This window comes from Azospirillum endophyticum (assembly GCF_016595245.1).
GTDB lineage: Bacteria > Pseudomonadota > Alphaproteobacteria > Azospirillales > Azospirillaceae > Azospirillum > Azospirillum endophyticum.
This window is the reverse complement of sequence record NZ_JAENHM010000058.1, coordinates 375,134-399,608: the sequence shown is the minus strand read 5'-3', so window position 1 is coordinate 399,608 and position 24,475 is coordinate 375,134. Positions and strand designations below refer to the sequence as shown.

Sequence of the window (24,475 nt, the reverse complement as noted above, 5' to 3'; positions counted from 1 at the left end):
GGAAACGCCATGCGTCTACAAACGGGAAGCCAAACCCCGGCGCCGGCCAAGTCCAAGGCCATCTACAAGGCCCTGTATTTCCAGGTCGTCGTCGGCCTGACCCTGGGCATCCTGGCCGGTCATTTCTGGCCGGACCTCGGGGCCTCCCTGAAGCCGCTGGGCGACGGGTTCGTCAAGCTGGTCAAGATGATGATCGCGCCGGTGGTCTTCTGCACCATCGTCAGCGGCATCACCAGCCTCAACGACACCCGCGAGATCGGCAAGACGCTGGTCAAGTCGATGGCGCTGTTCTACGCGCTGACGGTGGCGGCGCTCGTCATCGGACTGGCCGCGGTCCTGATCATCGAGCCCGGCGTCGGCATGCACGTCTCGCCCTCGTCGCTCGATCCCGCGGTGGCGGCGCGCTTCGCCAAGCAAGCGGCGCCGGTCGGCTTCACCGACTTCCTGCTGCACATCATCCCGCATTCCTTCTTCGGCGCCTTCGCCGAGGGCGAGGTGCTGCCGGTGCTGCTCATCTCCGTCCTGGTCGGCTTCGGGCTGACGCGCGTCGGCAAGGCCGGCGAGCCGGTGGTGCAGGGCATCGAGGCCTTCTCCCACGTCCTGTTCGCCGCCTTCGGCTTCATCATGAAGCTGGCCCCGATCGGCGCCTTCGGCGCGATGGCCTTCACCGTCGGCAAATACGGCATCGACAGCATCGGCTCGCTCGGCCTGCTGATCCTCACCTTCTACGTCGCCTGCGGCGTCTTCCTGGTGGCGATCATCGGCACGCTGGCCCGGCTGCACGGCTTCAGCCTGTGGAAGGTCCTGCGCTACTTCCGCGAGGAGCTGCTGATCGTGCTCGGCACCTCGTCCTCCGAGCCGGTCCTGCCGCGCGTGCTGCAGAAGCTGGAGGCGCTGGGCTGCAAGAAGGGCGTCTCCGGCCTCGTGCTGCCGATGGGCTACTCGTTCAACCTGGACGGCACGGCGATCTACCTGACGCTCGCTTCGCTGTTCATCGCCCAGGCCTGCGACATCCACCTGTCGGCCGGCCAGATCTTCGCCATGCTCGGCGTCATGCTGCTGACCTCGAAGGGGGCGGCCGGCGTCACCGGCAGCGGCTTCGTCGCCCTGGTCGCCACGCTGACGGTGATGCCCGACCTGCCGGTGGCCGGCGTCGCGCTGCTGGTCGGCATCGACCGCTTCATGTCCGAGGCCCGCGCCCTGACCAGCATTATCAGCAACTGCGTCGCCAGCATCGTCGTCTCGATCTGGGAGAATGCCTGCGACCGCGAGGTCCTGCACCGCGAGCTGAACCAGTCCTATGCCAGCACCGAGCGGACCCTGGAGGAGAAGGGCGACATCGCCGCCTTGCAGATGAACGTCCGGGCGCCTGCCCAGCCGTCGCACTGATCTCCCCTGGCCCGCTCCGCGGGTCGCCCGGAAGCCGCACGCAAGTTCGAGGACGCCGCCATGAACGCCCCGACCATGACCACCCCGACCATGACTGCCAAGGACTGGATCGGCCGGACCGAGACCGTCTCCGACACCGTCACCGCCACCCCCTACGCCGCGCTGTCGGCCACGCTGGACCGGCCCGCCGAGCGCCCGGCGCCCGGCACCCCGCTGCCGCCGCTGTGGCACTGGCTGTATTTTCTGCCGCTGCACCGCCAGTCGGAGATCGGGCCGGACGGGCATGCCAGGCGCGGCGGCTTCCTGCCCCCGGTGCCGCTGCCCCGCCGGATGTGGGCAGGCAGCCAGTTCGAGTTCCACGAGCCCCTGCGGGTCGGCGATGCCCTGACCCGGACCTCGACCATCCAGGACGTGACCGAGAAATCCGGCCGCACCGGCCCGCTGGTCTTCGTCAAGGTCCGCCACGAGATCCGCCGGGCCGGCGAGACGGCGGTGGCGCTGACCGAGTTCCACGACATCGTCTACCGCGAGGCCGCCACGGCCGACGACGTGCCGCCGGAGCCTCGGCCGGCCCCTGCGGATGCGGCCTGGGAGCAGCCCTGGGTTCCCGACGACGTGCTGCTGTTCCGCTACTCGGCGCTGACCTTCAACGGCCACCGCATCCACTATGACCGGCGCTATGTGACGGAGACGGAGGGCTATCCGGGGCTGATCGTGCATGGTCCGCTGATCGCCACCCTGCTGCTGGATCTGCTGCGCCACCGGATGCCGGATGCCGAGGTCGCGTCCTACAGCTTCAAGGCGGTGCGGCCGACCTTCGACATCAACCCCTTCTCGGTGTGCGGCACGCCGTCGGCCGACGGCAAGTCCGTCCGCCTGTGGGCCAAGGACCATGAGGGCTGGCTGACCATGGACGCCACCGCGGTCCTGAAGTGAGGGAGGCGATCATGAAACCTTTGATCGGCATCACCGTCGTCACCCTGGAACACGCCATCGCCGCCCCCTTCGCGACGCGCCAGCTCGCCGATCTCGGCGCCCGCGTCATCAAGGTCGAGCGTCCCGGCGTCGGCGACTTCGCCCGCGGCTACGACGAGCGGGTGCGGGGCGTCGCCTCGCATTTCGTCTGGACCAACCGCTCCAAGGAAAGCCTGACTCTCGACGTCAAGCATCCGGAGGCGCAGGCGATCCTCAAGCGGCTGATCCATGAGCAGGCCGACGTGGTGGTGCAGAACCTCGCCCCCGGCGCCGCCGCCCGCCTCGGCCTGTCCTACGAGGCGCTGTCCGCCGAGAAGCCGGGGATCATCGTCTGCGACATCTCCGGCTATGGCGGCGACGGCCCGTACCGCGACAAGAAGGCCTACGACCTGCTGATCCAGGGCGAGGCCGGCTTCCTGTCGGTGACCGGCACGCCGGAGACGCCGTCCAAGGCCGGCCCCTCCATCGCCGACATCTCTGCCGGCATGTACGCCTACAGCAACATCCTGGCGGCGCTGCTGCAACGCCAGCAGACCGGACGCGGCTGCAGGATCGACGTCTCCATGCTGGAATCGCTGGTGGAGTGGATGAGCTACCCGCTCTACTACGCCTTCGAAGGCGCGCCGCCACCGGCCCGCACCGGCGCCAGCCACGCCACCATCTACCCCTACGGTCCGTTCCCGGCCGGCGACGGCAAGACCGTGCTGTTGGGATTGCAGAACGAGCGCGAATGGGTGGCCTTCTGCGAAACGGTTCTGCAAAGCCCCGAACTGGCGCGTGAGGAACGCTTCTCCGGCAATTCCCGCCGCAACGCGGCGCGCGAGGAGCTGCGCGGCCTCATCGTGGCGGCCTTCGCCGGGCTGACCGCCGAGGAGGTGGTGGCCCGGCTGGAAAAGGCGAATATCGCCAACGCCCGGGCCAACGCCATGCAGGACGTCTGGGACCACCCGCAGCTGGCGGCGCGGCAGCGCTGGCGGACGGTGGAGACCCAGAACGGCCCGGTGCCGGCCCTGCTGCCGCCGGGTGCGGCGAGCGGCGGCGACGCGCGCATGGATCCGGTGCCGGCGCTCGGCCAGCACACCGACGGCATCCTGGCCGGGCTGGGCTATGCGCCCGGCGACATCGCCCGGCTGCGCAGCGAGAAGGCGATCTGAGCCATGGCCTTGCCCGTCACCAATTTGCCCGTCACCTATCTGTTCGTGCCGGGCAACCGGCCGGACCGCTTCGACAAGGCGCTGGAGTCCGATGCCGACGCGATCGTCCTCGACCTGGAGGACGCGGTCGAACCTGCCGCGAAGGCGATGGCCCGTACCGCGATCCGGGACTGGCTCGCCGCCGGTCCGCGCGGCGAAACCCCGGTGCTGGTCCGCATCAACGACGGGACGACGCCGTGGTTCGTCGATGACCTCGCATTGTTGGGCCAACGCGGCCTCTCCGGCGTGATGCTGCCCAAGGCCGAGAGCGCCACGCAAATTGCCCGGGTGACCGCCGCGCTCGCTCCCGGCGGCGCCGTGGTCCCGCTGATCGAGAGCGCCCGCGGCCTGCGCGCCGTGGACGGCATTGCCGCCGCCGACGGCGTCCAGCGCCTCGCCTTCGGCACGCTCGACTTCGCGGTGGATCTCGACCTGTCCGGCGACGAACGCGGCCTGACCGGGCCGGCCCTCGCCATCGCGGTCGCCTCGCGCTGCGCCGACCGGGCGCCGCCGATCGCCGGGGTGACGACGGAGATCGGCGACGACGAGGCGATTGCCTGCGACATCGCCTGGGCGCGCGCGGTCGGCTTCACCGCCAAGCTGTGCATCCACCCCCGTCAGGTGGAAGCCGTGCGCCGGGCGATGGCGCCCGGCGAGGCGGAAATCGCCTGGGCAAGGCGGGTGATCGCAGCGGCCGGGACTGCCGCCGGAGGCGCGGTGCAGGTGGACGGCCGCATGGTCGACCGCCCGGTGCTGCTGAAGGCGCGGTCGATCCTCGACCGTGCCTTGAACTGACAATTTCTTCTGGGAGGACCCGAGCCATGCCGTCCACGATCATCGACTCCGCCATCTTCGGCGACATCTTCAGCACCCAGGCCATGCGCGGGGTCTGGTCGGACGAGAACCGCACGCGCAAGTATCTGGACATCGAGGCGGCGCTGGCCCGCGTCCAGGGCCGGCTGGGGATCATCCCGCAGGAGGCGGCCGACGAGATCGTCGCCAACTGCTCGCTCGACAGGATCGACATGGCGCAGCTGAAGGCGCAGACCGAGCGCATCGGCTATCCGGTGCTGGGCGTCGTCTCGCAGCTCAACGCGCTCTGCCGCGACCGGCTCGGCGAATACTGCCATTGGGGCGCCACCACGCAGGACATCACCGACACGGCGACGGTCCTGCAGATCCGCGAGGCGCTGGATCTGGTGGGCGAGGATCTGGCGGCGCTGTCGGCGGCGCTGGCCGATCTGGCCAGGAAGCACCGCGACACGCCGATGATCGGCCGCAGCAACCTGCAGCAGGCGGTGCCGGTCACCTTCGGCTACAAGATGGCCGGGCTGCTGTCGTCGGTGGAGCGCCACCGCGAGCGGCTGGAACAGCTGCGTCCGCGCGTGCTGATGGGCGAGTTCGCCGGGGCGGCCGGCACGCTGGCCTCGCTGGAGCATGGCGCGATGGAGACCCAGGCCGGGCTGATGGAGGAACTGGGCCTCGCCCAGCCGGTCATCGCCTGGCACACCATCCGCGACACCATCGCCGAGGTCGGCTGCTTCCTCGGCCTCGTCGGCGGCACGCTCGGCAAGCTGTCGATGGACGTCAAGCTGATGATGCAGACCGAGGTCGGCGAGGTCTACGAGCCCTATGCCCATGGCCGCGGATCGAGCAGCACCATGCCGCAGAAGCGCAACCCGATCTCCAGCTGCTACATCCACGCGGCGATCTCGGTGGTGCGCCAGCATACGGCGGCGCTGCTCGACGCCATGGTGGCCGACCATGAGCGGTCGACCGGGCCGTGGGAGATCGAGTGGATCGTCCTGCCGGAGGCCTTCTGCCTGCTGGCCGGCGCGCTGAAGCAGGCGCGTTCCGTGGCGAGCGGGCTGGAGGTGGATGCCGAACGGATGCGCGCCAACCTGGAAATGACCAACGGGCTGGTGGCGTCGGAGGCGGTGATGATGGGGCTCGGCCGCCATATCGGCCGCGAATACGCCCATGATCTCGTCTACGATCTCTGCCGCGAGGCGGTGCGGCGGAACCGCCCGCTGCTCGACCTGCTGGTCGAGACGCCGGAGGTCAGCGCCTGCCTCAGCCGTGCCGAGCTGGCGAAGCTCTGCGACCCGGCCAATTACCTGGGCCAGTCGGGAGTCATGGTCGATCGCGTGCTGGCCCGGGTGACGGGCTGACCGGACGGGGACCACCGCAGGCCTGGCTGGTTTCGGCGAACTGAAGCAAGCGGATCGTGTCATTTCGCAAAATGGCGCGATCCGCTTGCCAGTTATTCGGATGAAGTTCACCACCCGGCGCGCGCCACGATGGGCAGAGCCCGCACCCGGATGTCGGCGACCAGAGGGGACGCGGCAGCACTGCCAGTTCGACGAAGTAGCGATCCCGATTGGTTTGGCCTGATACATAAACCGAATTGATGACATCCCATGGGATGTCACATCCATTGCTTGGCGTGAGGATTGAGTCTACGATTATCTTCATGAAGAGAGTTGTTCTCGACACCAACATTCTGACTGCGGGGTTGTGCAGCCGCCAAGGCGCTTCATTTGCAGTGCTGAGTCTCTTTGCCGATGGACAGTTCCAGGCGTTGGTGACGACCGCTTTGTTCCTGGAATACGAGGCTGTGCTGAAGCGCCCCGAGCAATGTGAGGTTCACGGGTTCCGCATAGCCGATTTGGATCAGTTTCTAAGCGAGCTTGCCGCTGTTCTGGAGCCTGTGGACGTGCATTTCACTTGGCGGCCCCAACTTTCCGATCCGGCCGACGAGATGGTGCTGGAGGCTGCGGTCAATGGTCGGGCGGAGATGCTGGTGACCCATAATATACGGGATTTTGCCGGCGCCGCTCCGAGGTTTGGCATTCAGGCTCTCCGGCCGGCGGAGTTCCTGCGAGGAGTAGTAACATGAGCAAGGCGACCTATCCGCTGAAGTTGCCCACATCCGTCAAGGATGCCGCTGCCCGGCTGGCACGCGAGGATGGCGTTTCCCTGAACCAGTGGATCGCCGCTGCTGTCGCCGAGAAGGTCGGTGCCGTTGAAACTGCCGCTGCTTTTCTGAAGGCCCGCGCAGCCAACGCGACCGGTGCGGGCTTGCGCTCTTTCCTGGACAGGGTGCCGGACAGGCCGCCGCAGATTGGCGACGAATTGGAGCAATGAACATGGTCGGAGAAGGAATATCGTAAGCATAGACGTAGGTATTCAAGAGATCTTTCGCCTTTACCCAATAAATATGAGCATTTATAAAGACATAGAGGAATGCCACCCTCCCATAATTCGGAAGGGCGGCGTCCTGATCGAGGCTCTCTAGATCAATGATTGTCGCACGGGATCCCCATGGTCTGCGCCACGCGCTGGTACTTGACCGCCGGCTTCAGCACCATGCCCTCGTCGAGCTGGTCGACGATGCCGCGCTGGATTTCCCGCCACGGGGTCTGGGACGGCGGGGCGGGGTAGCCGCCGGCGGCTGCGCGACTCCAATGCGCCGGCGGATGACGGATCGCACCATATTCCATCGGCCTGTTCGCCGGCGGCGTTTCCTGCGATAGGGATGGCAGTTCGAACGCCGACCGGATAGGTTGGCACCGATGCGACAGGATGCCACGCCCCGAAAACCCACAGGCTTTGCCCAGGCGGTTTCCCCGACCTTCCTCCAGGTCGCCTACGGTTGGCGGGCGTCCGACGGCCAAGCCGCCGAGCTGGCGTCCCTGCCGGCCGCTTTGGGCTGGACGGAGGTCGTGCAGCATTCGTCACGGGCCGGCCTGCGCCTGTCGGAGGTGCGTACGCATCCTCATGCGGAGGTCGTCTTCACCACGCGGCAGGTCGTGCCGCAGGCCAGCCTGATGTTCTCCGTCCAATGGGCCGGAAGCAACCGGATGCGCTATCCGGGTATCGCGGAGACATGGTCTCGCCTCGACCGCTGGCGGTTTCTCCGTCTGGCCGCGACCGACGACAGAGCGGAGTACGAGAATCTCACCGGCGCCACCAGCGACGTGATGACGCTGGTCCTGTCGCTCGGCCGGTTGGAGGAGATGCTCGACGGGTGGGATGCGCCCGCCCTGGTCGAGGAAATGCGCAAGGGGGCCTTCACCCCCTGTGTGGGCGACGTGGCGATGACGCCGGCCCTTCGCGGCGTGTTGCAGCAGATCCGTTCCAACCCCTATCGGGGGACCATGGCCGGACTCTATGTCGAGGCCAAGGTATGCGAATGGCTGGCCGAAGCCTTCGCTGGAATGGCCGAACATCCGTCTTCGACCGAACGCGCGCTTGGACGCAGCCGCCGTGCCGCGCTCGCCGCCCGCGACCGGCTCATGGCCGATCTCGGCAATCCGCCTTCGATGGAAGTGCTGGCGAGGGACAGCGGCCTGTCGCAGCACAGGCTGAACGAACTGTTCCGCGAGCTGTTCGGCGCCACGCCGTTCCAGTGCCTGAGCCGGTGGCGGCTGGACCAGGCCAAGCTGCTGCTTGCCGCCGGCGAGTTGTCGGTCAAGCAGGTGGCGCATCTGATGGGCTATGCCCATGTCAGCAGCTTCAGTCATGCCTACAAACGCCGTTTCGGCGTTTCGCCGAGCGGCGACGCTTTCTCCTAACGTACCGCCGGTTTCGCACAACGTGCTGCCGTTGCCGTGACGATCGGCCCCGACCATCCTTGCGATGTTTCGCATCATCGCCGCTGGCGTGCAGGGAAGGGGAATTCGAAATGAATAAGATGTGCGTGCCGTTCGATGACGAGGATCTCATCCACGGTGCCGGGCAGTTCCGCATCGGCGGGGTGGTGCCGGAAGTGGTGAAGCCCGGGGCCGGCACACTGTCCGACCTGGGGCGTGACGATATCCTCTATGTCCTGGCCCATGGCCGCTATTCCAGCGGCTCTGAGATCGTCGGGATCGTGAAGGGCCATCTGTGGGGAACCCGGCGCAGCACGATGAAGGCCGCAGATCTCGCCGAGTTCCTCCTCGGGAAGGGTTTGCCGACAAGCTTCGGCGATCTGCGCCTGCTGGTGTGCTGGGGCGGCTATGTCGGCGACAGTGTCACCGATGGCGGGCACAAGCTGAAGCGCTCGAGTGAACAGGCGCCGTTCGCCGGCCAGCTTTGCAGCGTCCTCAAGGACAAATTCGGATTCACCCGCATTCGGGTCACAGGATATCGCGGCATGGTGTCCTATGTCGGGAAAGGCAAGAAAACCACCATCTCGACGGTCATGGTCGATCTGCCGGGAGGCTCCATGGTCATGGACGAGTTCGGTGCGGTGCTGAAGAACAACAAGGCGACCGGCAACACCTTCACCCTGGACAACAAGAGCCGCACCGTCTGGTACTGAATGGCGGCGGTTTCCGCCCGGTCGACCGTCGCCGCCAAAGGCGGTCGCCACCGCACCGACGGGGCGTCGCACATGACGCTCCGTCGGTGGTTTCGCCCCGTCAATGGTTGTCGCGCGGGATCCCCATGGTCTGCGCCACGCGCTGGTACTTGACCGCCGGCTTCAGCACCATGCCCTCGTCGAGCTGGTCGACGATGCCGCGCTGGATTTCCTGCCACGGGGTCTGGGACGGCGGGGCGGGGTAGCCGCCGGCGGCTTCGAGGGCGGCGCGGCGGTCGGCCAGCTCCGCTTCCGGGATCAGGATGTCGGCGCTGCCGCGGCGCAGGTCGATGCGCACGCGGTCGCCGCTGCGCAGCAGGGCGAGGCCGCCATTGGCCGCCGCCTCCGGCGAGGCGTTGAGGATCGACGGCGAGCCCGAGGTGCCGGACTGGCGGCCGTCGCCGATGCAGGGCAGGGAATGGATGCCCTGCTTGATCAGGTCGGCGGGCGGACGCATGTTCACCACCTCCGCCGCGCCGGGATAGCCGATCGGGCCGGCGCCGCGGATGACCAGGATGGTGTAGGCGTCGATGCCCAGCGACGGGTCGTCGATGCGGTGGTGGTAGTCCTCCGGACCGTCGAAGACCATGACCTTGCCCTCGAACGCCTCGGGATCCTGCGGGTTGGACAGGTAGCGCTCGCGGAACTCGTCGGAGATCACGCTGGTCTTCATGATGGCGGCGTTGAACAGGTTGCCGCGCAGCACGACGAAGCCGGCGTTGATCTTCAGCGGATCGTCGATCGGGTGGATGACGCGGGTGTCGAGGATCTCGGTGTTGCGGCAGTTCTCGCCGATGCTGCGGCCGTTGACGTTGGGGGCGTCCTCGCGGATCAGGCCCTTGGTCATCAGCTGTCCGACCACCGCCGGCACGCCGCCGGCGCGGTGGAAGTCCTCGCCCAGATATTCGCCGGCCGGCTGCAGGTTGACCAGCAGCGGCACGTCCAGCCCGTGGGTCTGCCAGTCGTCCACCGTCAGCGGCACGCCGATGTGCTTGGCGATGGCGTTGATGTGGATCGGCGCGTTGGTCGAGCCGCCGATGGCGGAGTTGACGACGATGGCATTGAGGAAGGCGTCGCGCGTCAGGATGTCCGACGGCTTGATGTCCTGGTGCACCATCTCGACGATGCGCTTGCCGGTCTCATAGGCGGCCTGCTGGCGCTCGCGGTAGGGGGCGGGAATCGCGGCCGAGCCCGGAAGCTGCATGCCCAGCACCTCCGCCAGCGAGTTCATGGTCGAGGCGGTGCCCATCGTGTTGCAGTAGCCGGTCGAGGGGGCGGACGACGCCACCAGCTCGATGAAGCCCTGATAGTCGATCTCGCCGGCCGCCATCAACTGGCGGGCCTTCCAGACGATGGTGCCCGAGCCGGTGCGCTCGCCGCGGAACCAGCCGTTCAGCATCGGGCCGACCGACAGGGCGATGGCCGGGATGTTGACGGTCGCCGCCGCCATCAGGCAGGCCGGGGTGGTCTTGTCGCAGCCGATGGTCAGCACGACGCCGTCGAGCGGATAGCCGTGCAGCACCTCGACGAGGCCGAGATAGGCCAAGTTGCGGTCGATCGAGGCGGTCGGCCGCTTGCCGGTCTCCTGGATCGGGTGGACCGGGAACTCGATGGCGATGCCGCCGGCGGTGCGGATGCCTTCACGAAGCCGTTCGGCCAGCACCAGATGGTGGCGGTTGCAGGGGCTGAGGTCGGATCCGGTCTGGGCGATGCCGATGATCGGAGCGCCGGACTGCAGCTCCTCCCGCGTCAGGCCGAAATTCAGGTAACGCTCCAGATACAGCGCCGTCATGTCGGGGTTGGCGGGGTTGTCGAACCACGCGCGCGAGCGCAGCCGACGCCCTGAATCGGAAGGGTTGGCGGGGAAGGGGGGCTTCGTCTCGGACATATCGACACCGGTTTCAGGTTGGGGCGCGGACCGGACGGCCCGGCGCGGAGTTGGGGGCGAGTTTCGTTGATGTGCGTTTCGGGGCCAGCGTCTGGAGTATCAGGCCGCGCGCATTTCCGCCAGGAAACGGGACACGCAGCCGCGCAAGCCGCCGGCCTCGCCGGACAGGCCGTCGGCGGCCGAGCTGACCTGTCGCGACGCGTCGCTGGTGGCCTGGAAGGCGTGGGTCACGCCGGCGATGGTGTCGCGGACCTCCTGGGTGCCGCGGGCGGCGCGCTGGATGCTGCCGCTGATCTCGGTGGTCGCCGCCCGCTGTTCGCCGATGGCGCCGGCGATGGTGGCGGAGACCTCGTTGACCTCGCCGATCACCCTGGTGATCTCGGTGATGGCGCCGGCCGCCTCGCTGCTGACGCGCTGGACGGCGGCGATCTGGGCCTCGATCTCCTCGGTCGCCTTCGCGGTCTGGGCGGCGAGGCTCTTGACCTCGTTCGCCACCACGGCGAAGCCGCGCCCCGCCTCGCCGGCCCGCGCCGCCTCGATGGTGGCGTTCAGCGCCAGCAGGTTGGTCTGGGCGGCGATGCCGCTGATCAGCTGGACCACGTCGCCGATCTGGCGGGCGACGCCGGTCAGGCTGCGCACCGTCCCGTCGGTGACGCGGGCGATGCCGACCGCCTGTTCGGTCACCTGGGTGCTATGGGCGACATGCTGGCCGATGGTGGCGATGGAGACGGCCAGCTCCTCGGCGGCGGCGGCGACCGTCTCGACGCTGCCGGTGGTCTCGCCGGAACTGCGGACGGCGTCGCCGGCCAGCCGGCTGGTCTCGTCGGTCGTCGACCGGATGGCCCGGGCCGTGGACTGGAGCTGGGTGGCGGCGCCGGCGACCCGGCCGAGCGTGCTCTCCACCGTCCGCTCGAACTCCTGCGTCAGGCGGTCGATGCGCTCGCCGCGGCGGACGCGGGCCTGATGCTCGGCGGCCTTGTCGGCGGCCAGGCGGTCGGCCTCGACCAGCCCGGCCTGAAAGACCTGCACCGCCTTCGCCATGCCGCCGATCTCGTCGCGGCGGTCGAGGCCGGGGATGGCGACGGAGCGGTCGCCGCCGGCCAGCCGGGTCATGGCGTCGGTCATGGCGACCACCGGGCGCGACAGGCTGCGGGCGATCAGCAGCGCGGCGGCGAGGCCGAGGATCAGCCCGGCGGCGGAGACGGCGACCATCGCCCGGCGTTGCTCCCCGAGCTGTGCCATCGTGCCGGTGCGCAGCGTCCGCTCGGTCGCGATGCCCTGGTCGGTCAGGTCGCGGGCCTGCGTGCCGATCGACGAACCGAGCGAGGCGAGGGTCTCCCCGACCAGTTCGTCACGGGATTCCGTCGCCGACACCAGACGGTCGAATTCGCTGCCGTAGGCCGCGAGCGTCTTGATCAGCGCGGCGGCGAGGGGCGGCGGGCTGGCGGTCTTCGTCATCGCCTCGCATTTCTGGACGGCATTCTTCAGTTCGTTGCGCGTCGCCGCGGCCAAACCGGCCGACCCCTCCTTCTGGAAGCGCATGGCGACGAAGCGGGCGGACAGCACATGTTCCATCGTCTGGCTGGCGAGGATCACCAGCTCGGCGTTGCCGGACTTGCGGGCGTCGGCCAGGATGGTGTCGAGCATGGTGCGCAGCCGCGAGCCCAGCCTGGCCTCCTCGGCCAGGGCGGCCGCCCGCTTCGCCTGCATCTCCTGCACCTCGGAGAAGGCGACCCGGTAGCGTCCGGTCTGCTCGGCCATCGCATTGACCGTGTTCGCCATCGCCGGATCGCCCATCGTCCCGGCCCCTTCGCCGATGATGCGGGCGGCCTCGTCCAGCAGCGCCCGCACGCCGTCGGCATCCTCGTCGCGGCCGCTCAGCAGGAAGCCGGCGGCCTTGAGGCGGGTCTCCAGCATCAGGGACTGGAGGCGGCCGAGATCGTTGGAGCGCTTGGCCAGATCGCCGTAGGTCCGCACCACCGTCTCGGTTTCCGACAGGCTGCCGATGCCGACCCAGGCGACGGCGGCGAGGAACAGCAGGATGCCGGCGCTGCCGGCGGTGATCCGGTGGCCGATGCGGGTGCCGATTTTGACGCCGGTGGCGGTGGACATGCGGGACCTCCCTGTTGCCGGACCCTCGGGCGGGACCTTCTACCAGTCGAAGGAAGCGGTGCGGTGCCAGCGCCCGACCATGCAGGCGTCGGCAACGAGCGACAGCGGGCGGGCGTCGACGTCGCTCGTCCCCTCCGTCACCAGCCGGTGGAAATGGCGGTAGATGCGCTGGTATTCGGTGTCGGGCTCGGCCAGCACCGGCACGCCGTCCGCGAACAGGCGGGTGCCGCCATGGGTGAGGTCGAGGCGCCGGTCGGCCTTGTCGGTGTCCGCCGTCTCGATGACGATGGACCAGGTCTGCTCGCCCTGCTGGAGGAAGTCGAAATCGGCGGTCACCCGGCCGATGCGGGAGCCGGGGGCGGCGCCCATCTCCAGCGTCGCGGCGATCGGCGTGTCGCGGTTGGCCGGGACATGCAGGTTGGCGGCACGGACGAAGACCGGGGACGGCAGGATGTCGGTCAGGATCGACAGGGCGTTGATGCCGGGATCGAAGACGCCGAAGCCGCCGGCCGCGAAGATCCAGTCCTGGCCGGGATGCCAGCGCCGGACATCCTCCTTCCAGGTGATGGCGACGCTGCGGATGTCGGCATCCGCCAGCCGGCGGCGGGTTTCCTCGACCGCCGGGTTGAACTGCGAATGCCAGGCGGTGAACAGGGTGCGCCGCGCGGTCTCCGCCTCCGCCACCAGATCGTGAAGCTCCGACAGGGTGGCGGCGGGCGGCTTCTCGATCAGCACATGTTTGCCGGCGCGCAGCGCCTCGACCGTCAGGCCGTGGCGGATTGCGGGCGGGGTGCAGAGCGCCACGGCGTCGAGGCCGGGCAGGGCCGCCAGCATCTCCGCCTGGGAGCGGAAGCTCGGCACGCCATCCGTCGTGGCACCGTCCGGGCTGACCACGGCGGCCAGATTGAACAGGCCGGTGGCGGCGATGGCGGGGATATGCTGGTCGCGGGCGATCTTTCCCAGACCGACAAGTCCGAGGGTGGGGAGCGTCATGGCGATATGTCCGGTCGGGGAAGGTCGGCGGCGGTCACAAGACCGCCGTCAGGCCTTGCCCTTGTTGTAGACGTCGAAGCAGACGGCGGCGAGCAGCACCAGACCCTTGATGACCTGCTGCCAGTCGATGCCGATGCCGACGATCGACATGCCGTTGTTCATCACGCCCATGATGAAGGCGCCGATCACCGCGCCGGTGACCCGGCCGACGCCGCCCGAGGCCGAGGCGCCGCCGATGAAGCAGGCGGCGATCACGTCCAGCTCGAACGAGACGCCGGCCTTCGGCGTGGCGGTGTTGAGGCGGGCGGCGAAGATCAGGCCGGCCAGCGCTGCCAGGACGCCCATGTTGACGAAGGTGTAGAAGGACAGGCGGCGGGTATCGATGCCCGACAGCTTGGCCGCCTTCTCGTTGCCGCCCAGCGCGTAGATGCGCCGGCCGATGGTGGTGTCGCGGGTAACGAAGGCGTAGAGCCCGATCAGCAGCGCCATGATGATCAGGACGTTCGGCAGGCCCTTGTAGGTCGACAGCAGCCAGCCGACATAGGCGACCACCGCGAACAGGCCGGCGCTCTTCAGCACGAACAGGACCAGCGGTTCCTGTTCGATGGCGAAGCGGTGGCGGCGGAGGCGGGCGGCGATGCTGAAGCCGATCATGATCGCCGGGGTCGCCAGGCACAGCACCAGCGTGGTGGTGTGGAAGCCCTCGGTGCCGAAGAAATCCGGGATGAAGCCGGAGCTGAGGCGCTGGAACTCCACCGGGAAGGGGCCGACGGACTGGCCGGCCAGCAGGGCGAGGCTGAGGCCGCGGAACACCAGCATGCCGGCCAGCGTCACGATGAAGGACGGGATGCGGAAATAGGCGACCCAATAGCCCTGGGCGGCGCCGATGGCGGCGCCCGCCAACAGACTGACGATGGCGGTGGGGATGAAGTGCCAGTGGAACTGCACCATCAGGATGGCGGCCAGCGCGCCGATGAAGCCGACGATGGAGCCGACCGACAGGTCGATGTGCCCGGCGACGATCACCAGCAGCATGCCCAGCGCCATGATGACGATGTAGCTGTTCTGCAGGACGAGGTTGGTCAGGTTCAGCGGCTGCAGCAGCGTGCCGTTGGTCATGTACTGGAAGAACGCCACGATCGCCAGCAGCGAGATCAGCATGCCGTAATCGCGCATGTGGCTCTTCAGGAACTTGGCCATCGAGGCCTGGCGCGGCGGCGCGGCCGGCAGGTTCAGTTCGGCGCTCATTGCAGGGACTCCAGGGCACCAGTGTTCAAGGCTGCGGCGGCCACGGCGGCGCGCGCCGCCGTGGCTTTCGAGGCGGACGACATGATGGCGTGCATGATCTTTTCCTGGCTGGCCTCGGCCGCCGGCATCTCGGCGACCAGCGCCCCTTCGTTCATCACGTAGATGCGGTCGGCGACGCCCAGAAGCTCCGGCAGTTCCGAGGAGATCAGGATGACGCCGCGGCCTTCGGCCACCAGCTGGTTGACGATGGTGTAGATCTCATATTTGGCGCCGACGTCGATGCCGCGGGTCGGCTCGTCCAGGATCAGCACCTGCGGGTCGGCGAACAGCCATTTGCTGAGCACCACCTTCTGCTGGTTGCCGCCGGACAGGTTGACCGTCTGCTGGAACACGTCGGAACAGCGGATGCGCAGGCGGCGGCGAAAATCGTTGGCGATCTCGATCTCGCGCTCGTGGTGGATGACGCCGCGCTTGGCGACACCGTCCAGGTTGGCCAGCGTCACGTTGTGGCGGATGTCGTTGTCCAGCACGAGGCCGTAATGCTTGCGGTCCTCGGTGGCGTAGGCGATGCCGCTGTCCATCGCCCGGCGGATGGTCGACACGTCGATCTCGCGTCCGCCGAGGAAGGCTTGGCCCCGGATGTTGCGGCCGTAGGAGCGGCCGAACAGGCTCATGGCGAATTCGGTGCGGCCGGCGCCCATCAGCCCGGCGATGCCCACCACCTCGCCCCGGCGGACATGCAGGTCGATGTCCTTGACGACGCGGCGGCCGGGATGGATGGGGTGGTCGGCGCTCCAGCCCTTGACCTGGAACAGGATGTCGCCCGGGTTGCTGGTGCGGCGCGGATAGCGGTCGGCGAGGTCGCGGCCGACCATGCCCTTGATGATGCGGTCCTGGCTGATCGGGCCGTCGTGGCAGTCCAGCGTCTCCACTGTGCTGCCGTCGCGCAGGATGGTGACGCGGTCGGCGACCTTGGCGATCTCGTTCAGCTTGTGCGAGATCAGGATGGACGAGATGCCCTGTTCCTTGAAGCGCAGCAGCAGGGCCAGCAGGGCATCGCTGTCGCTCTCGTTCAGGCTGGCGGTCGGCTCGTCCAGGATCAGCAGCTTGACCTGCTTGGACAGCGCCTTGGCGATCTCGACCAGCTGCTGCTTGCCGACGCCGATGTCGGTGATCAGGGTCTCGGGCGAATCGGTCAGGCCGACCATGCGCAGCAGCTCGCGCGCGCGGGCGGTGGCGGCGACCCAGTCGATCCGGCCCCGTTTCGCCTGCTCGTTGCCGAGGAACAGGTTCTCGGTGATCGACAGCAGCGGGACCAGGGCCAGTTCCTGGTGGATGATGATGATGCCCAGCTTCTCGCTGTCGGCGATGCCGCGAAAGGCGATGGGCTGGCCGCCGAAGCGGATCTCGCCCTCGTAGGTGCCGTGCGGGTAGACGCCGCTCAGCACCTTCATCAGCGTCGACTTGCCGGCGCCGTTCTCGCCGATCAGCGCGTGGATCTCCCCCTCGCGGACCGAGAGGTTGACGTTGTCGAGCGCCTTGACGCCCGGAAACGTCTTGATGATGCCGCGCATCTCAAGAATGCTGTCCATTGATAAACCCCTGATCGCCCGGCCTGCCGTTGGGCGGAGCGCGGAAGCGGATGCCGGATGGCCCCCGCTTCCGCGCCGTTCACTCACTTGATCTGCGATTCCTTGTAGTAGCCGCCGTCGACCAGGACCTGCTTCCAGTTCGAGGCGTCGACGCTGACCGGCTTCAGCAGATAGGAGGGCACGACCTTCTTGCCGTTGTCGTAGGTCTTGGTGTCGTTGACCTGCGGGGTACGGCCGGCCAGCAGGTCGTCGACCATGCCCACCGTGACCTTCGCCAGTTCGCGGGTGTCCTTGAAGACGGTCGAGCGCTGCTCGCCCGCCAGGATCGACTTGACCGACTGCACCTCGGCGTCCTGGCCGGTGACGACCGGCATCGGCTGCGCCGCCGTGCCGTAGCCGACGCCCTTCAGCGACGAGATGATGCCGATGCTGAGCCCGTCATAGGGCGACAGCACGGCGTCGACCTTCTTCCCGCTGTAATAGGCGCTCAGCAGGTTGTCCATGCGGGCCTGGGCGACGGCGCCGTCCCAGCGCAGGGTCGACACCTTGTCCATGCCGACCTGGCCGCTCTGCACCTTCAGCTTGCCGCTGTCGATGTAGGGCTGCAGCACCGACATGGCGCCGTTGTAGAAGAAGTAGGCGTTGTTGTCGTCGGGCGAGCCGCCGAACAGCTCGATGTTGAACGGACCCTTGCCGTCCTTCAGGCCGAGCGCCTTCTCGATGTAGGAGGCCTGGAGCACGCCGACCTGGAAGTTGTCGAAGGTGGCGTAGTAGTCGACGTTGGCCGAGCCGCGGATCAGGCGGTCGTAGGCGATGACCTTTACGCCGCGCTCGGCCGCCTTCTGCAGCACGTCGGTCAGCGTCGTCCCGTCGATGGCGGCGATCACCAGAACCTTGTCGTTCTTGGTGACCATGTTCTCGATTTGGGCGAGCTGGTTGGGGATGTCGTCCTCTGCATATTGCAGGTCGGTCTTGTATCCCTTTTCCTGGAAATACTTGACCATGTTGTTGCCGTCGTCGATCCAGCGCGCCGACGACTTGGTCGGCATGGCGATGCCGACGGTCGGCTTGTCCTGGGCCATCGCCGGGACGGCGCCGGTGGCACCGGCGGCGAAGATCAGGCCGACGGCGAGGCCGGCCAGCTTGGAGCTGAAGGAAGTACGCTTAGGAGACGACATGGACCGGAATCCTCCCCGTTACTACGGCACGCGATACGCCGCCCCCGCGTTCTGTGGCGCGGATGGCGTTGGACGCGATGGTTTGCGCCTCTAGCAATCCTCCGTTTCCCCATAACTGTCAAATACGATTATTCAGCAAATCGATATGCATTTCGGTATCGACCGTGACGAGAGTCGCCGGGCCGATCAGGAGGGGGCGGAGGCGGGCGTCGTGGACGCCGCCGCCAAGCGCATCTTGAACTCCGACGCCGCACGCACGGCTGACAGCACGGTGCGGGCGCCCGGCGACAGCGGGCGGTCCTTCAGCCAGAAGATGCCGTAGGGTTCGACGCTGAACCGCTTGTGGAAGGGCATGATCACGCAGCAGCCGCTGGGCGAGAACACCTGGGCGAGGGCGCGGGCGAAGACGGTGATCGACTCGGTTTCGGCGACCATCGCCATCGAGATGACGGGAGAGGCGCTTTCGATCACCCGGTGGGGCAGCCGGGCGCCCTCGGCGCGGAACAGCGCCTCGACCCGGTCGCGCAGCAGCGTGCCGACGGGCTGGAGGATCCAGGTGGCGTCGGACAGATCCGCCGCGGTCAGCGGGCGGCCGAGCCGGAGCAGCGGGTTGCGGTCATGGCAGATGAAGCACAGCTCCTCGCTGCTGATCTCCTGATACTCGAAGGCGATGGGGTCGAAATGGCCGGGCAGGCGGCCGATGGCGAAATCCATCACCCCCTGGTGGACCCGGTCGGCCAGCACGTCGCTGGTCTCCACCGCCACGGCGACCTTCAGGTTGGGATGCTCGCGGGTCAGGCTGCTGATCACCGGCACCACCAGCTCCACCGCCGGGGCCATCACCGTGCCGATGGACACCCGGCCGCTGTGGCCGGCGAGCAGGGCGTTCAGCTCCTCGCCCGTCTCCTGCAATTCGCTGAGGATCATCCGGGCATGGCGGATCATCAGGCTGCCGTACCAGTTCGGCTCGATCCCGCGGCCGTGGCGGTCGAACAGCTCGATCCCCAGCGTCTCCTCAAGGTCGCCCAGCAGCTTGGAGGCGGCGGGCTGCGACATGTTCAGGCTGGCGGCGGCGCGGTGCAGGTTGCGGTGTTCGTCGAGCGCCGCGAACAGCTGGAGATGGCGCAGCTTCAGCCGCGCCTTCTGGAACCAGTTCGGCGGAAAGCGTTGGGGGGTCACGGACTGCGGCCTCCGAATGGAGCGGTGGCGCCTTGACCGCAGATGTCGAGATACGACATTTGGTATCGCAAGCGCCGATCTTCGTATTGGACGATTATCAAGAGGCCTCTTATCGTTTGCGCCGTCAACAAATTTTGAAAATGACCGTCGGCGGGGGCCGTTGACGCGGTTGCCGACGGAGTTGCCGGCCGGGACGAGAAGAGCAGATGAGGGGGGAGTGAAGCGGCATGGCGCAGGAAGCGCGTTGCGTCTGGCAGGCCCGGGCGTCGCTGGGGGAAGGTCCGCTCTGGTCTCCGCGGCAGGATGCCGTCTATTTCGTCGATATCCGCGGTTCCCGCATCCTGCGCCACGGCCTGTCGGACGGGTCGCAGGCGGGGTGGGAGCTGGATGACGCCGCCTGCTGGCTGGTGGAGAGCGCCTACGGCGACGGCTTCGTCGCGGGGTTGCGCTCGCGCCGGGTGGTCCGGCTGCGGCTGGAGCCGGGGCAGGCCGCCGCCGTCGGCGAGGAGATCGCGCGGATCGAGCCGGACAGGCCGGGCAACCGGCTGAACGACGGCAAGGCCGACCGCGACGGCCGGCTGTGGATCGGCAGCATGGACGATGCGGAGGAGGCGCCGGCCGGCAGCTTCTACCGCATCGACGCCGATGGCACGGTCACGAAGGTCGATGACGGCTATACCGTCGCCAACGGGCCGGCGCCGGCACCGGACGGACGGACGATCTACCACACCGACAGCGCGGCGCGGACGGTCTATGCCTTCGACATCGGCACCGACGGCAGCCTGTCCGGCAAGCGCGTCCACATCCGCTTCGGCGAGGCGGACGGCTATCCCGACGGCATGACCTGCGATGCCGAGGGCGGGCTGTGGATCGCCCATTGGGACGGCGCCCGGGTCAGCCGCTTCCGTCCCGACGGCACGCTGGACCGCGCGATCGCGCTGCCGGTCTCCCGCGTCACCTCCTGCGTCTTCGCCGGTCCGGACCTCGACCGGCTGTTCATCACCACCGCGGCGCACGGCCGGCAGGACGAGCCGCTGGCAGGATCGCTGTTCGAATGCGATCCGGGGGTGCGCGGCCTGCCGCCCTGCCGCTTCGGAACCTCTTCCCGCTGATTGCCGATCAAAAGCCGGCCGCCGACCAGAATTCGATGAAGGATTTTACCGCCATGTCGTCCAGCGCCCGCCCCTATCGTGGCGTCTTCCCCGTCGTCCCCACCATCTTCACCGAATCGGGAGAGCTGGACCTCGACGGCCAGAAGCGCTGCGTCGACTTCATGATCGACGCCGGCTCCACCGGCCTGTGCATCCTCGCCAACTTCTCCGAACAGTTCGTGCTGACCGACGACGAGCGCACGCTGCTGATGGAGACGATGCTGGCCCATGTCGCCGACCGGGTGCCGGTGATCGTCACCACCACCCATTTCAGCACCCGCGCCTGCGCCGACCGCAGCCGCCGCGCCCAGGATCTCGGCGCTGCGATGGTGATGGTGATGCCGCCCTACCACGGCGCCACCATCCGCGTGCCGGAGGCCGGCATCGTCGAGTTCTTCCAGCGCGTGTCCGACGCCATCGACATCCCGATCATGATCCAGGACGCGCCGGTCAGCGGCACCGCGCTGTCCGCCCCGCTGCTGGCGCGGATGGCGCGGGAGATCGCCAACGTCTCCTACTTCAAGATCGAGGTGCCGCAGGCCGCCGCCAAGCTGCGCACCCTGATCGAGCTGGGCGGCGATGCCATCGAGGGGCCGTGGGACGGCGAGGAGGCGATCACCCTGCTGGCCGATCTCGACGCCGGCGCCACCGGCGCGATGACCGGCGGCGGCTATCCCGACGGCATCCGCCAGATCGTCGACCCCTATCTGGCCGGCGACCGCGAGGCGGCGGTGGCGGCCTACGGGCGCTGGCTGCCGCTGATCAACCACGAGAACCGCCAGTGCGGCATCGCCACCGCCAAGATCCTGATGAAGGAAGGCGGCATCATCGCATCCGACGCGATGCGCCACCCGACCGCCAACCCGCATCCGATCAGCCGCGACGGCCTGCTGGACGCCGCCAAGCGGCTCGATCCGCTGGTGTTGCGCTGGGCGTGCTGAGGGTTTGAGGGCGTTAGACCCCCACCTAACCTCCCCCGCTGGGCGGGGGAGGGACTGCCGCCGCTCCCTCGTACAAGCACTTACCCCCTCCCCCGCCCAGCGGGGGAGGGTCGGGGTGGGGGCAATCGCCAGCCGATCCCGCCCATAAAGGAGACCCCACATGACCATCACCGGCGAGATGCTGATCGGCGCGAGCGCCCACCGCGGCAACCAGAGCGAGTTCCGCGCGGTCGACCCGGCCACCGGCGAGGCGCTCGACCCCGTCTTCGGCGGCGGCGGCGCGGCCGAGGTGGAGCGCGCCTGCGCGCTGGCCTGGGCCGCCTTCGACACCTTTCGCGAGACCGGCCTGGAGCAGCGCGCCGCCTTCCTCGAGACGGTCGCCCAGAACATCCTCGACATCGGCGACGACCTGATCACCCGCGCCATGGCCGAGACCGGCCTGCCGCGCGCCCGGCTGGAGGGCGAGCGCGGCCGCACCCTCGGCCAGCTCCGCCTGTTCGCCCAGGTCGTGCGCGAGGGAAGCTGGGTCGAGGCCCGCATCGACCCGGCCCTGCCCGAGCGCAAGCCGCTGCCGCGCGCCGATATCCGCCAGCGCCACATCGCGCTGGGGCCGGTCGCCGTGTTCGGCGCGTCGAACTTTCCGCTCGCCTTCTCGGTGGCCGGCGGCGACACCGCGTCGGCCTTCGCCGCCGGCTGCCCGGTGGTGGTCAAGGGCCATGGCGCCCATCCCGGCACCTCGGAACTGGTCGGCCGTGCCGTCCAGGCGGCGGTGGCATCCTGCGGCCTGCCCGAAGGCGTCTTCTCGCTGCTGTTCGGCAACGGTCGGGAGATCGGCACGGCGCTGGTCGCCGATCCGCGGATCAAGGCGGTCGGCTTCACCGGCTCGCGTGGCGGCGGGCTGGCGCTGATGGGGGTGGCGGCCAGGCGGCCGGAGCCGATCCCGGTCTATGCCGAAATGAGCAGCATCAACCCGGTCTTCCTGATGCCGGCGGCGCTGGCCTCGCGCGCCGAGGCGCTGGGCAAGGCGTTCGTCGGCTCGCTGACCATGGGCGCCGGGCAGTTCTGCACCAACCCCGGCATCCTGCTGGCGGTGGACGGGCCGGAGCTCGACCGCTTCGTCGCGGCGGCGACGGAGGCGCTTGGCGGCAGCGCCGCCTCGACCATGCTGACGCCGGGCATCCATGCCGCTTTCGATTCCGGCGTGGCGAAGCTGGCCGGCAGCGGCGCGGTGACGACGCTGGCGCGCGGTCTGGCCTGCAGCGGGCCGAACCAGGCTCAGGCGGCCTTCTTCACCGCGACGGCCGAGGCTTTCCTGGCGGACACGGAGTTGCAAGAGGAGGTGTTCGGCGCGGCTTCGCTGCTGATCCGCTGCCCGGACGTGGCGGCGATGACGGTGGTAGCGGAGCGTCTGGAAGGCCAGCTGACGGCGACTTTGCAGATGGACGCGGCGGACAAGGGCGCGGTGGCGGCACTGATCCCGACGCTGGAGCGCAAGGCCGGCCGCATCCTGGCGAATGGCTGGCCGACGGGGGTGGAGGTCTGCCACGCGATGGTGCATGGCGGCCCGTTCCCGGCGACCTCGGACCCGCGCAGCACCTCGGTCGGCACGCTGGCGATCCGCCGCTTCCTCCGTCCGGTCTGCTACCAGGACATCCCCGCCGACCTGTTGCCGGAGAGCCTGCGCGACGGCAACCCGCAAGGGATCTGGCGGCGTATCGACGGCACGCTTGGACAGGAGTAACCGGCTGGTCTGAAATGACCGGCGGCCGGAACTGACCGGCAATACCAACCCGCAACGACTGCGTCAGAGGGAGCGCTGACGCAGGATGCACCGCCAGGACCGGCCACATGCCGGTCCCGGCGGTCGGGCACGGCGTGCGTCCGCGCATCGCCGAAGCATCGCTCCCGCCCAAGGTATCGAAGCAAAAACAAACCGCATTAAGAGGAAACGCAAATGGTGAGATCAGCTCTGCTGCTTGGCGCAGCCACCCTTTCGCTTGTCTCCGCCCTGGGAGCCGCTCCGGCCTTCGCCCAGTCGAAGTTCGACATCATGCTGGGCGGCGACGCCTATTTCGAAGGCGGCTACGTCGACCAGGACCGCGACTCCGGCCAGCGTTCCACCGAGTTCCGCAACCGCCTGCGCCTGCTGGTGACGCCGAAGGCCAAGGCCGACAACGGCCTGGAATACGGCGCCCGCATCCGCCTGCTGGCGGAGAACGGCACCGGCAACGCCCGCACCGTCACCAACGACCGCGCCTTCATCTTCGTCAACGGCGGTTTCGGCGTCCTGCATCTGGGCGTCGAGAACGGCCCGTCCGACGACAGCGGCATCATCGCCCCGTCCGACTGGGGCACCGGCGGCGTCGACGGCTCCTTCCCGTCCTGGCTCGGCAACAGCGCGGCCAACGCGCCGATCACCATCGGCAACATCCGCGCGCTCATCTCCGGCAACAGCGCCACCCGCGCCACCTACTGGACGCCGGAAATCGCCGGCTTCAAGCTCGGCGCCTCCTACCAGCCGTCGTCGGACAGCAGCAACACCGACGTCAACCGCTCCAAGCTGGCGCTCGCCTCGGCCAACCGCACCGGCGCCTACCGCGACGTCTATGAAGTCGGCGGCACCTACACCAACAGCTTCGGCGGCGTGGCGATCAACGGCAGCCTGTTCTACCTGGGCGGCCAGGCCAAGAACTCCACCACCATCCCGGCGGCGAGCTTCGACGACCTGTCCTCCACCCATGCCGGCCTGACGGTGGCCTATGGCGGGTTCAAGATCGGCGGCAGCTATGCCTGGTCGGGCGACAGCGGCTATGCCAAGTCCAGCACCCCCGGCATCGTCAGCCGCGAGAAGCAGGACGTCTGGACCGCCGGTGCGCAATACACCTTCGGCGCCACGACGCTCGGCGTCGGCTACCTGAACGCCAAGGATGCCGGTGACCTGACCGTCCGCGGCCGCAGCAAGTTCGAGCTGATCACCGTCGGCGCCAAATATGTCGTCGCCCCCGGCTTCAGCCTCGCCCCGGAATACAACCACTTCAAGCTCAGCTCCGACGTCGCCGCAAACAGCGACAAGGGCGACATCTTCATCATCCGCACCGATCTGGCGTTCTAAGAGCCTCGTACTTCAAGGAGGCCGACTGACGTCCTGGCCTCTGTCCCGTCTCATTCGGCTTCGTGCCGCCGTGGTGTTCCTCTCCATCCCGCCACGGCGGCGCGTCCCGGCGCGCTCTCCCTCGGGTGCGTCGGCCCCGTTCTTCCAAGGAGCGGGGTCACCTCACGGCCGGGCAGC

At 68.4% G+C, this 24,475-nt stretch carries 21 protein-coding genes; 13 read left to right on the top strand and 8 right to left on the bottom strand.

The window, feature by feature from the left end; genetic code table 11:
* The first annotated feature begins 9 nt into the window (after positions 1–9).
* From dctA to JHL17_RS20200, 7 genes are all read left to right on the top strand, one after another.
* The gene (dctA, locus tag JHL17_RS20230) at positions 10–1,389 is read left to right on the top strand and encodes a C4-dicarboxylate transporter DctA (protein WP_200195787.1); all 1,380 of its coding nucleotides are present in this window, start codon (positions 10–12) and stop codon (positions 1,387–1,389) included.
* 60 nt (positions 1,390–1,449) lie between these two features.
* Entirely contained in the window at positions 1,450–2,325 is an 876-nt protein-coding gene (locus tag JHL17_RS20225) for an HTD2 family dehydratase (protein WP_247893674.1), read from the top strand.
* An 11-nt stretch (positions 2,326–2,336) separates the two neighbouring features.
* The gene (locus JHL17_RS20220) at positions 2,337–3,518 is read left to right on the top strand and encodes a CaiB/BaiF CoA transferase family protein (protein WP_200195785.1); all 1,182 of its coding nucleotides are present in this window, start codon (positions 2,337–2,339) and stop codon (positions 3,516–3,518) included.
* 3 nt (positions 3,519–3,521) lie between these two features.
* Complete coding sequence (locus tag JHL17_RS20215) at positions 3,522–4,352, top strand: HpcH/HpaI aldolase/citrate lyase family protein (RefSeq protein ID WP_200195783.1); 831 nt, start codon at positions 3,522–3,524, stop codon at positions 4,350–4,352.
* A 26-nt stretch (positions 4,353–4,378) separates the two neighbouring features.
* Positions 4,379–5,728 (top strand): 3-carboxy-cis,cis-muconate cycloisomerase, encoded by a 1,350-nt coding sequence (gene pcaB, locus JHL17_RS20210; RefSeq protein WP_200195781.1) that lies wholly within the window; start codon positions 4,379–4,381, stop codon positions 5,726–5,728.
* A gap of 302 nt (positions 5,729–6,030) precedes the next feature.
* The gene (locus JHL17_RS20205) at positions 6,031–6,456 is read left to right on the top strand and encodes a putative toxin-antitoxin system toxin component, PIN family (protein ID WP_247893673.1); all 426 of its coding nucleotides are present in this window, start codon (positions 6,031–6,033) and stop codon (positions 6,454–6,456) included.
* Complete coding sequence (locus tag JHL17_RS20200; RefSeq protein WP_200195777.1) at positions 6,453–6,704, top strand: pilus assembly protein HicB; 252 nt, start codon at positions 6,453–6,455, stop codon at positions 6,702–6,704. The genes JHL17_RS20205 and JHL17_RS20200 overlap by 4 nt, the downstream gene beginning before the upstream one ends.
* Positions 6,705–6,856: 152 nt before the next feature.
* On the opposite strand, the gene JHL17_RS20195 is transcribed toward JHL17_RS20200, so the two are convergent.
* Positions 6,857–7,060 carry a hypothetical protein gene (locus JHL17_RS20195; protein WP_200195775.1) on the bottom strand — a complete coding sequence of 68 codons (204 nt, stop codon included), beginning with the start codon at positions 7,058–7,060 and terminating at the stop codon, positions 6,857–6,859.
* A 72-nt stretch (positions 7,061–7,132) separates the two neighbouring features.
* Between JHL17_RS20195 and JHL17_RS20190 the strand changes: the two genes are divergently transcribed.
* Both JHL17_RS20190 and JHL17_RS20185 read left to right on the top strand, forming a co-directional pair.
* Positions 7,133–8,134: a helix-turn-helix transcriptional regulator gene (locus tag JHL17_RS20190; RefSeq protein WP_200195773.1), complete on the top strand. Its 1,002-nt coding sequence runs from the start codon at positions 7,133–7,135 to the stop codon at positions 8,132–8,134.
* A 110-nt stretch (positions 8,135–8,244) separates the two neighbouring features.
* Positions 8,245–8,865, top strand: a complete 621-nt coding sequence (locus tag JHL17_RS20185; protein WP_200195771.1) for a hypothetical protein — start codon at positions 8,245–8,247, stop codon at positions 8,863–8,865.
* A 100-nt stretch (positions 8,866–8,965) separates the two neighbouring features.
* On the opposite strand, the gene JHL17_RS20180 is transcribed toward JHL17_RS20185, so the two are convergent.
* The 7 genes from JHL17_RS20180 to JHL17_RS20150 all read right to left on the bottom strand — a co-directional run bounded on the left by JHL17_RS20180 (position 8,966) and on the right by JHL17_RS20150 (position 19,094).
* Positions 8,966–10,792 (bottom strand): IlvD/Edd family dehydratase, encoded by a 1,827-nt coding sequence (locus tag JHL17_RS20180; protein ID WP_200195770.1) that lies wholly within the window; start codon positions 10,790–10,792, stop codon positions 8,966–8,968.
* Positions 10,793–10,891: 99 nt separating this feature from the next.
* Entirely contained in the window at positions 10,892–12,904 is a 2,013-nt protein-coding gene (locus tag JHL17_RS37710; protein WP_200195768.1) for a methyl-accepting chemotaxis protein, read from the bottom strand.
* Positions 12,905–12,943: 39 nt separating this feature from the next.
* Positions 12,944–13,897: a Gfo/Idh/MocA family protein gene (locus tag JHL17_RS20170; RefSeq protein ID WP_200195766.1), complete on the bottom strand. Its 954-nt coding sequence runs from the start codon at positions 13,895–13,897 to the stop codon at positions 12,944–12,946.
* 48 nt (positions 13,898–13,945) lie between these two features.
* Positions 13,946–15,145: a multiple monosaccharide ABC transporter permease gene (gene mmsB / locus JHL17_RS20165; RefSeq protein WP_200195765.1), complete on the bottom strand. Its 1,200-nt coding sequence runs from the start codon at positions 15,143–15,145 to the stop codon at positions 13,946–13,948.
* Positions 15,142–16,737 (bottom strand): multiple monosaccharide ABC transporter ATP-binding protein, encoded by a 1,596-nt coding sequence (gene mmsA / locus JHL17_RS20160; protein WP_200195762.1) that lies wholly within the window; start codon positions 16,735–16,737, stop codon positions 15,142–15,144. Before mmsA ends, mmsB begins: the two co-directional genes overlap by 4 nt.
* 83 nt (positions 16,738–16,820) lie before the next feature.
* On the bottom strand, positions 16,821–17,915 hold the full coding sequence (chvE, locus tag JHL17_RS20155) for a multiple monosaccharide ABC transporter substrate-binding protein (RefSeq protein ID WP_247893672.1): 1,095 nt from the start codon (positions 17,913–17,915) through the stop codon (positions 16,821–16,823).
* Between the two features lie 186 nt (positions 17,916–18,101).
* A complete protein-coding gene (locus JHL17_RS20150; protein ID WP_200195760.1) occupies positions 18,102–19,094 on the bottom strand; it encodes a LysR substrate-binding domain-containing protein in 993 nt (330 codons plus the stop codon).
* 227 nt (positions 19,095–19,321) lie between these two features.
* Between JHL17_RS20150 and JHL17_RS20145 the strand changes: the two genes are divergently transcribed.
* From JHL17_RS20145 to JHL17_RS20130, 4 genes are all read left to right on the top strand, one after another.
* Positions 19,322–20,206, top strand: a complete 885-nt coding sequence (locus tag JHL17_RS20145) for an SMP-30/gluconolactonase/LRE family protein (RefSeq protein WP_200195758.1) — start codon at positions 19,322–19,324, stop codon at positions 20,204–20,206.
* Between the two features lie 53 nt (positions 20,207–20,259).
* Positions 20,260–21,186, top strand: a complete 927-nt coding sequence (locus JHL17_RS20140) for a dihydrodipicolinate synthase family protein (RefSeq protein ID WP_200195756.1) — start codon at positions 20,260–20,262, stop codon at positions 21,184–21,186.
* Positions 21,187–21,346: 160 nt separating this feature from the next.
* Positions 21,347–22,927 carry an aldehyde dehydrogenase (NADP(+)) gene (locus JHL17_RS20135; RefSeq protein ID WP_200195754.1) on the top strand — a complete coding sequence of 527 codons (1,581 nt, stop codon included), beginning with the start codon at positions 21,347–21,349 and terminating at the stop codon, positions 22,925–22,927.
* Positions 22,928–23,140: 213 nt separating this feature from the next.
* Positions 23,141–24,298 carry a porin gene (locus tag JHL17_RS20130; protein ID WP_200195752.1) on the top strand — a complete coding sequence of 386 codons (1,158 nt, stop codon included), beginning with the start codon at positions 23,141–23,143 and terminating at the stop codon, positions 24,296–24,298.
* Positions 24,299–24,475 lie beyond the last annotated feature (177 nt).

Coding starts and splice junctions, on each gene's coding strand:
- dctA (WP_200195787.1), top strand. CDS start 10: ATGCGTCTACAAACGGGAAGCCAAACCCCGGCGCCGGCCAAGTCCAAG.
- JHL17_RS20225 (WP_247893674.1), top strand. CDS start 1,450: ATGAACGCCCCGACCATGACCACCCCGACCATGACTGCCAAGGACTGG.
- JHL17_RS20220 (WP_200195785.1), top strand. CDS start 2,337: ATGAAACCTTTGATCGGCATCACCGTCGTCACCCTGGAACACGCCATC.
- JHL17_RS20215 (WP_200195783.1), top strand. CDS start 3,522: ATGGCCTTGCCCGTCACCAATTTGCCCGTCACCTATCTGTTCGTGCCG.
- pcaB (WP_200195781.1), top strand. CDS start 4,379: ATGCCGTCCACGATCATCGACTCCGCCATCTTCGGCGACATCTTCAGC.
- JHL17_RS20205 (WP_247893673.1), top strand. CDS start 6,031: ATGAAGAGAGTTGTTCTCGACACCAACATTCTGACTGCGGGGTTGTGC.
- JHL17_RS20200 (WP_200195777.1), top strand. CDS start 6,453: ATGAGCAAGGCGACCTATCCGCTGAAGTTGCCCACATCCGTCAAGGAT.
- JHL17_RS20195 (WP_200195775.1), bottom strand. CDS start 7,060: ATGGAATATGGTGCGATCCGTCATCCGCCGGCGCATTGGAGTCGCGCA.
- JHL17_RS20190 (WP_200195773.1), top strand. CDS start 7,133: ATGCGACAGGATGCCACGCCCCGAAAACCCACAGGCTTTGCCCAGGCG.
- JHL17_RS20185 (WP_200195771.1), top strand. CDS start 8,245: ATGAATAAGATGTGCGTGCCGTTCGATGACGAGGATCTCATCCACGGT.
- JHL17_RS20180 (WP_200195770.1), bottom strand. CDS start 10,792: ATGTCCGAGACGAAGCCCCCCTTCCCCGCCAACCCTTCCGATTCAGGG.
- JHL17_RS37710 (WP_200195768.1), bottom strand. CDS start 12,904: ATGTCCACCGCCACCGGCGTCAAAATCGGCACCCGCATCGGCCACCGG.
- JHL17_RS20170 (WP_200195766.1), bottom strand. CDS start 13,897: ATGACGCTCCCCACCCTCGGACTTGTCGGTCTGGGAAAGATCGCCCGC.
- mmsB (WP_200195765.1), bottom strand. CDS start 15,145: ATGAGCGCCGAACTGAACCTGCCGGCCGCGCCGCCGCGCCAGGCCTCG.
- mmsA (WP_200195762.1), bottom strand. CDS start 16,737: ATGGACAGCATTCTTGAGATGCGCGGCATCATCAAGACGTTTCCGGGC.
- chvE (WP_247893672.1), bottom strand. CDS start 17,915: ATGTCGTCTCCTAAGCGTACTTCCTTCAGCTCCAAGCTGGCCGGCCTC.
- JHL17_RS20145 (WP_200195758.1), top strand. CDS start 19,322: ATGGCGCAGGAAGCGCGTTGCGTCTGGCAGGCCCGGGCGTCGCTGGGG.
- JHL17_RS20140 (WP_200195756.1), top strand. CDS start 20,260: ATGTCGTCCAGCGCCCGCCCCTATCGTGGCGTCTTCCCCGTCGTCCCC.
- JHL17_RS20135 (WP_200195754.1), top strand. CDS start 21,347: ATGACCATCACCGGCGAGATGCTGATCGGCGCGAGCGCCCACCGCGGC.
- JHL17_RS20130 (WP_200195752.1), top strand. CDS start 23,141: ATGGTGAGATCAGCTCTGCTGCTTGGCGCAGCCACCCTTTCGCTTGTC.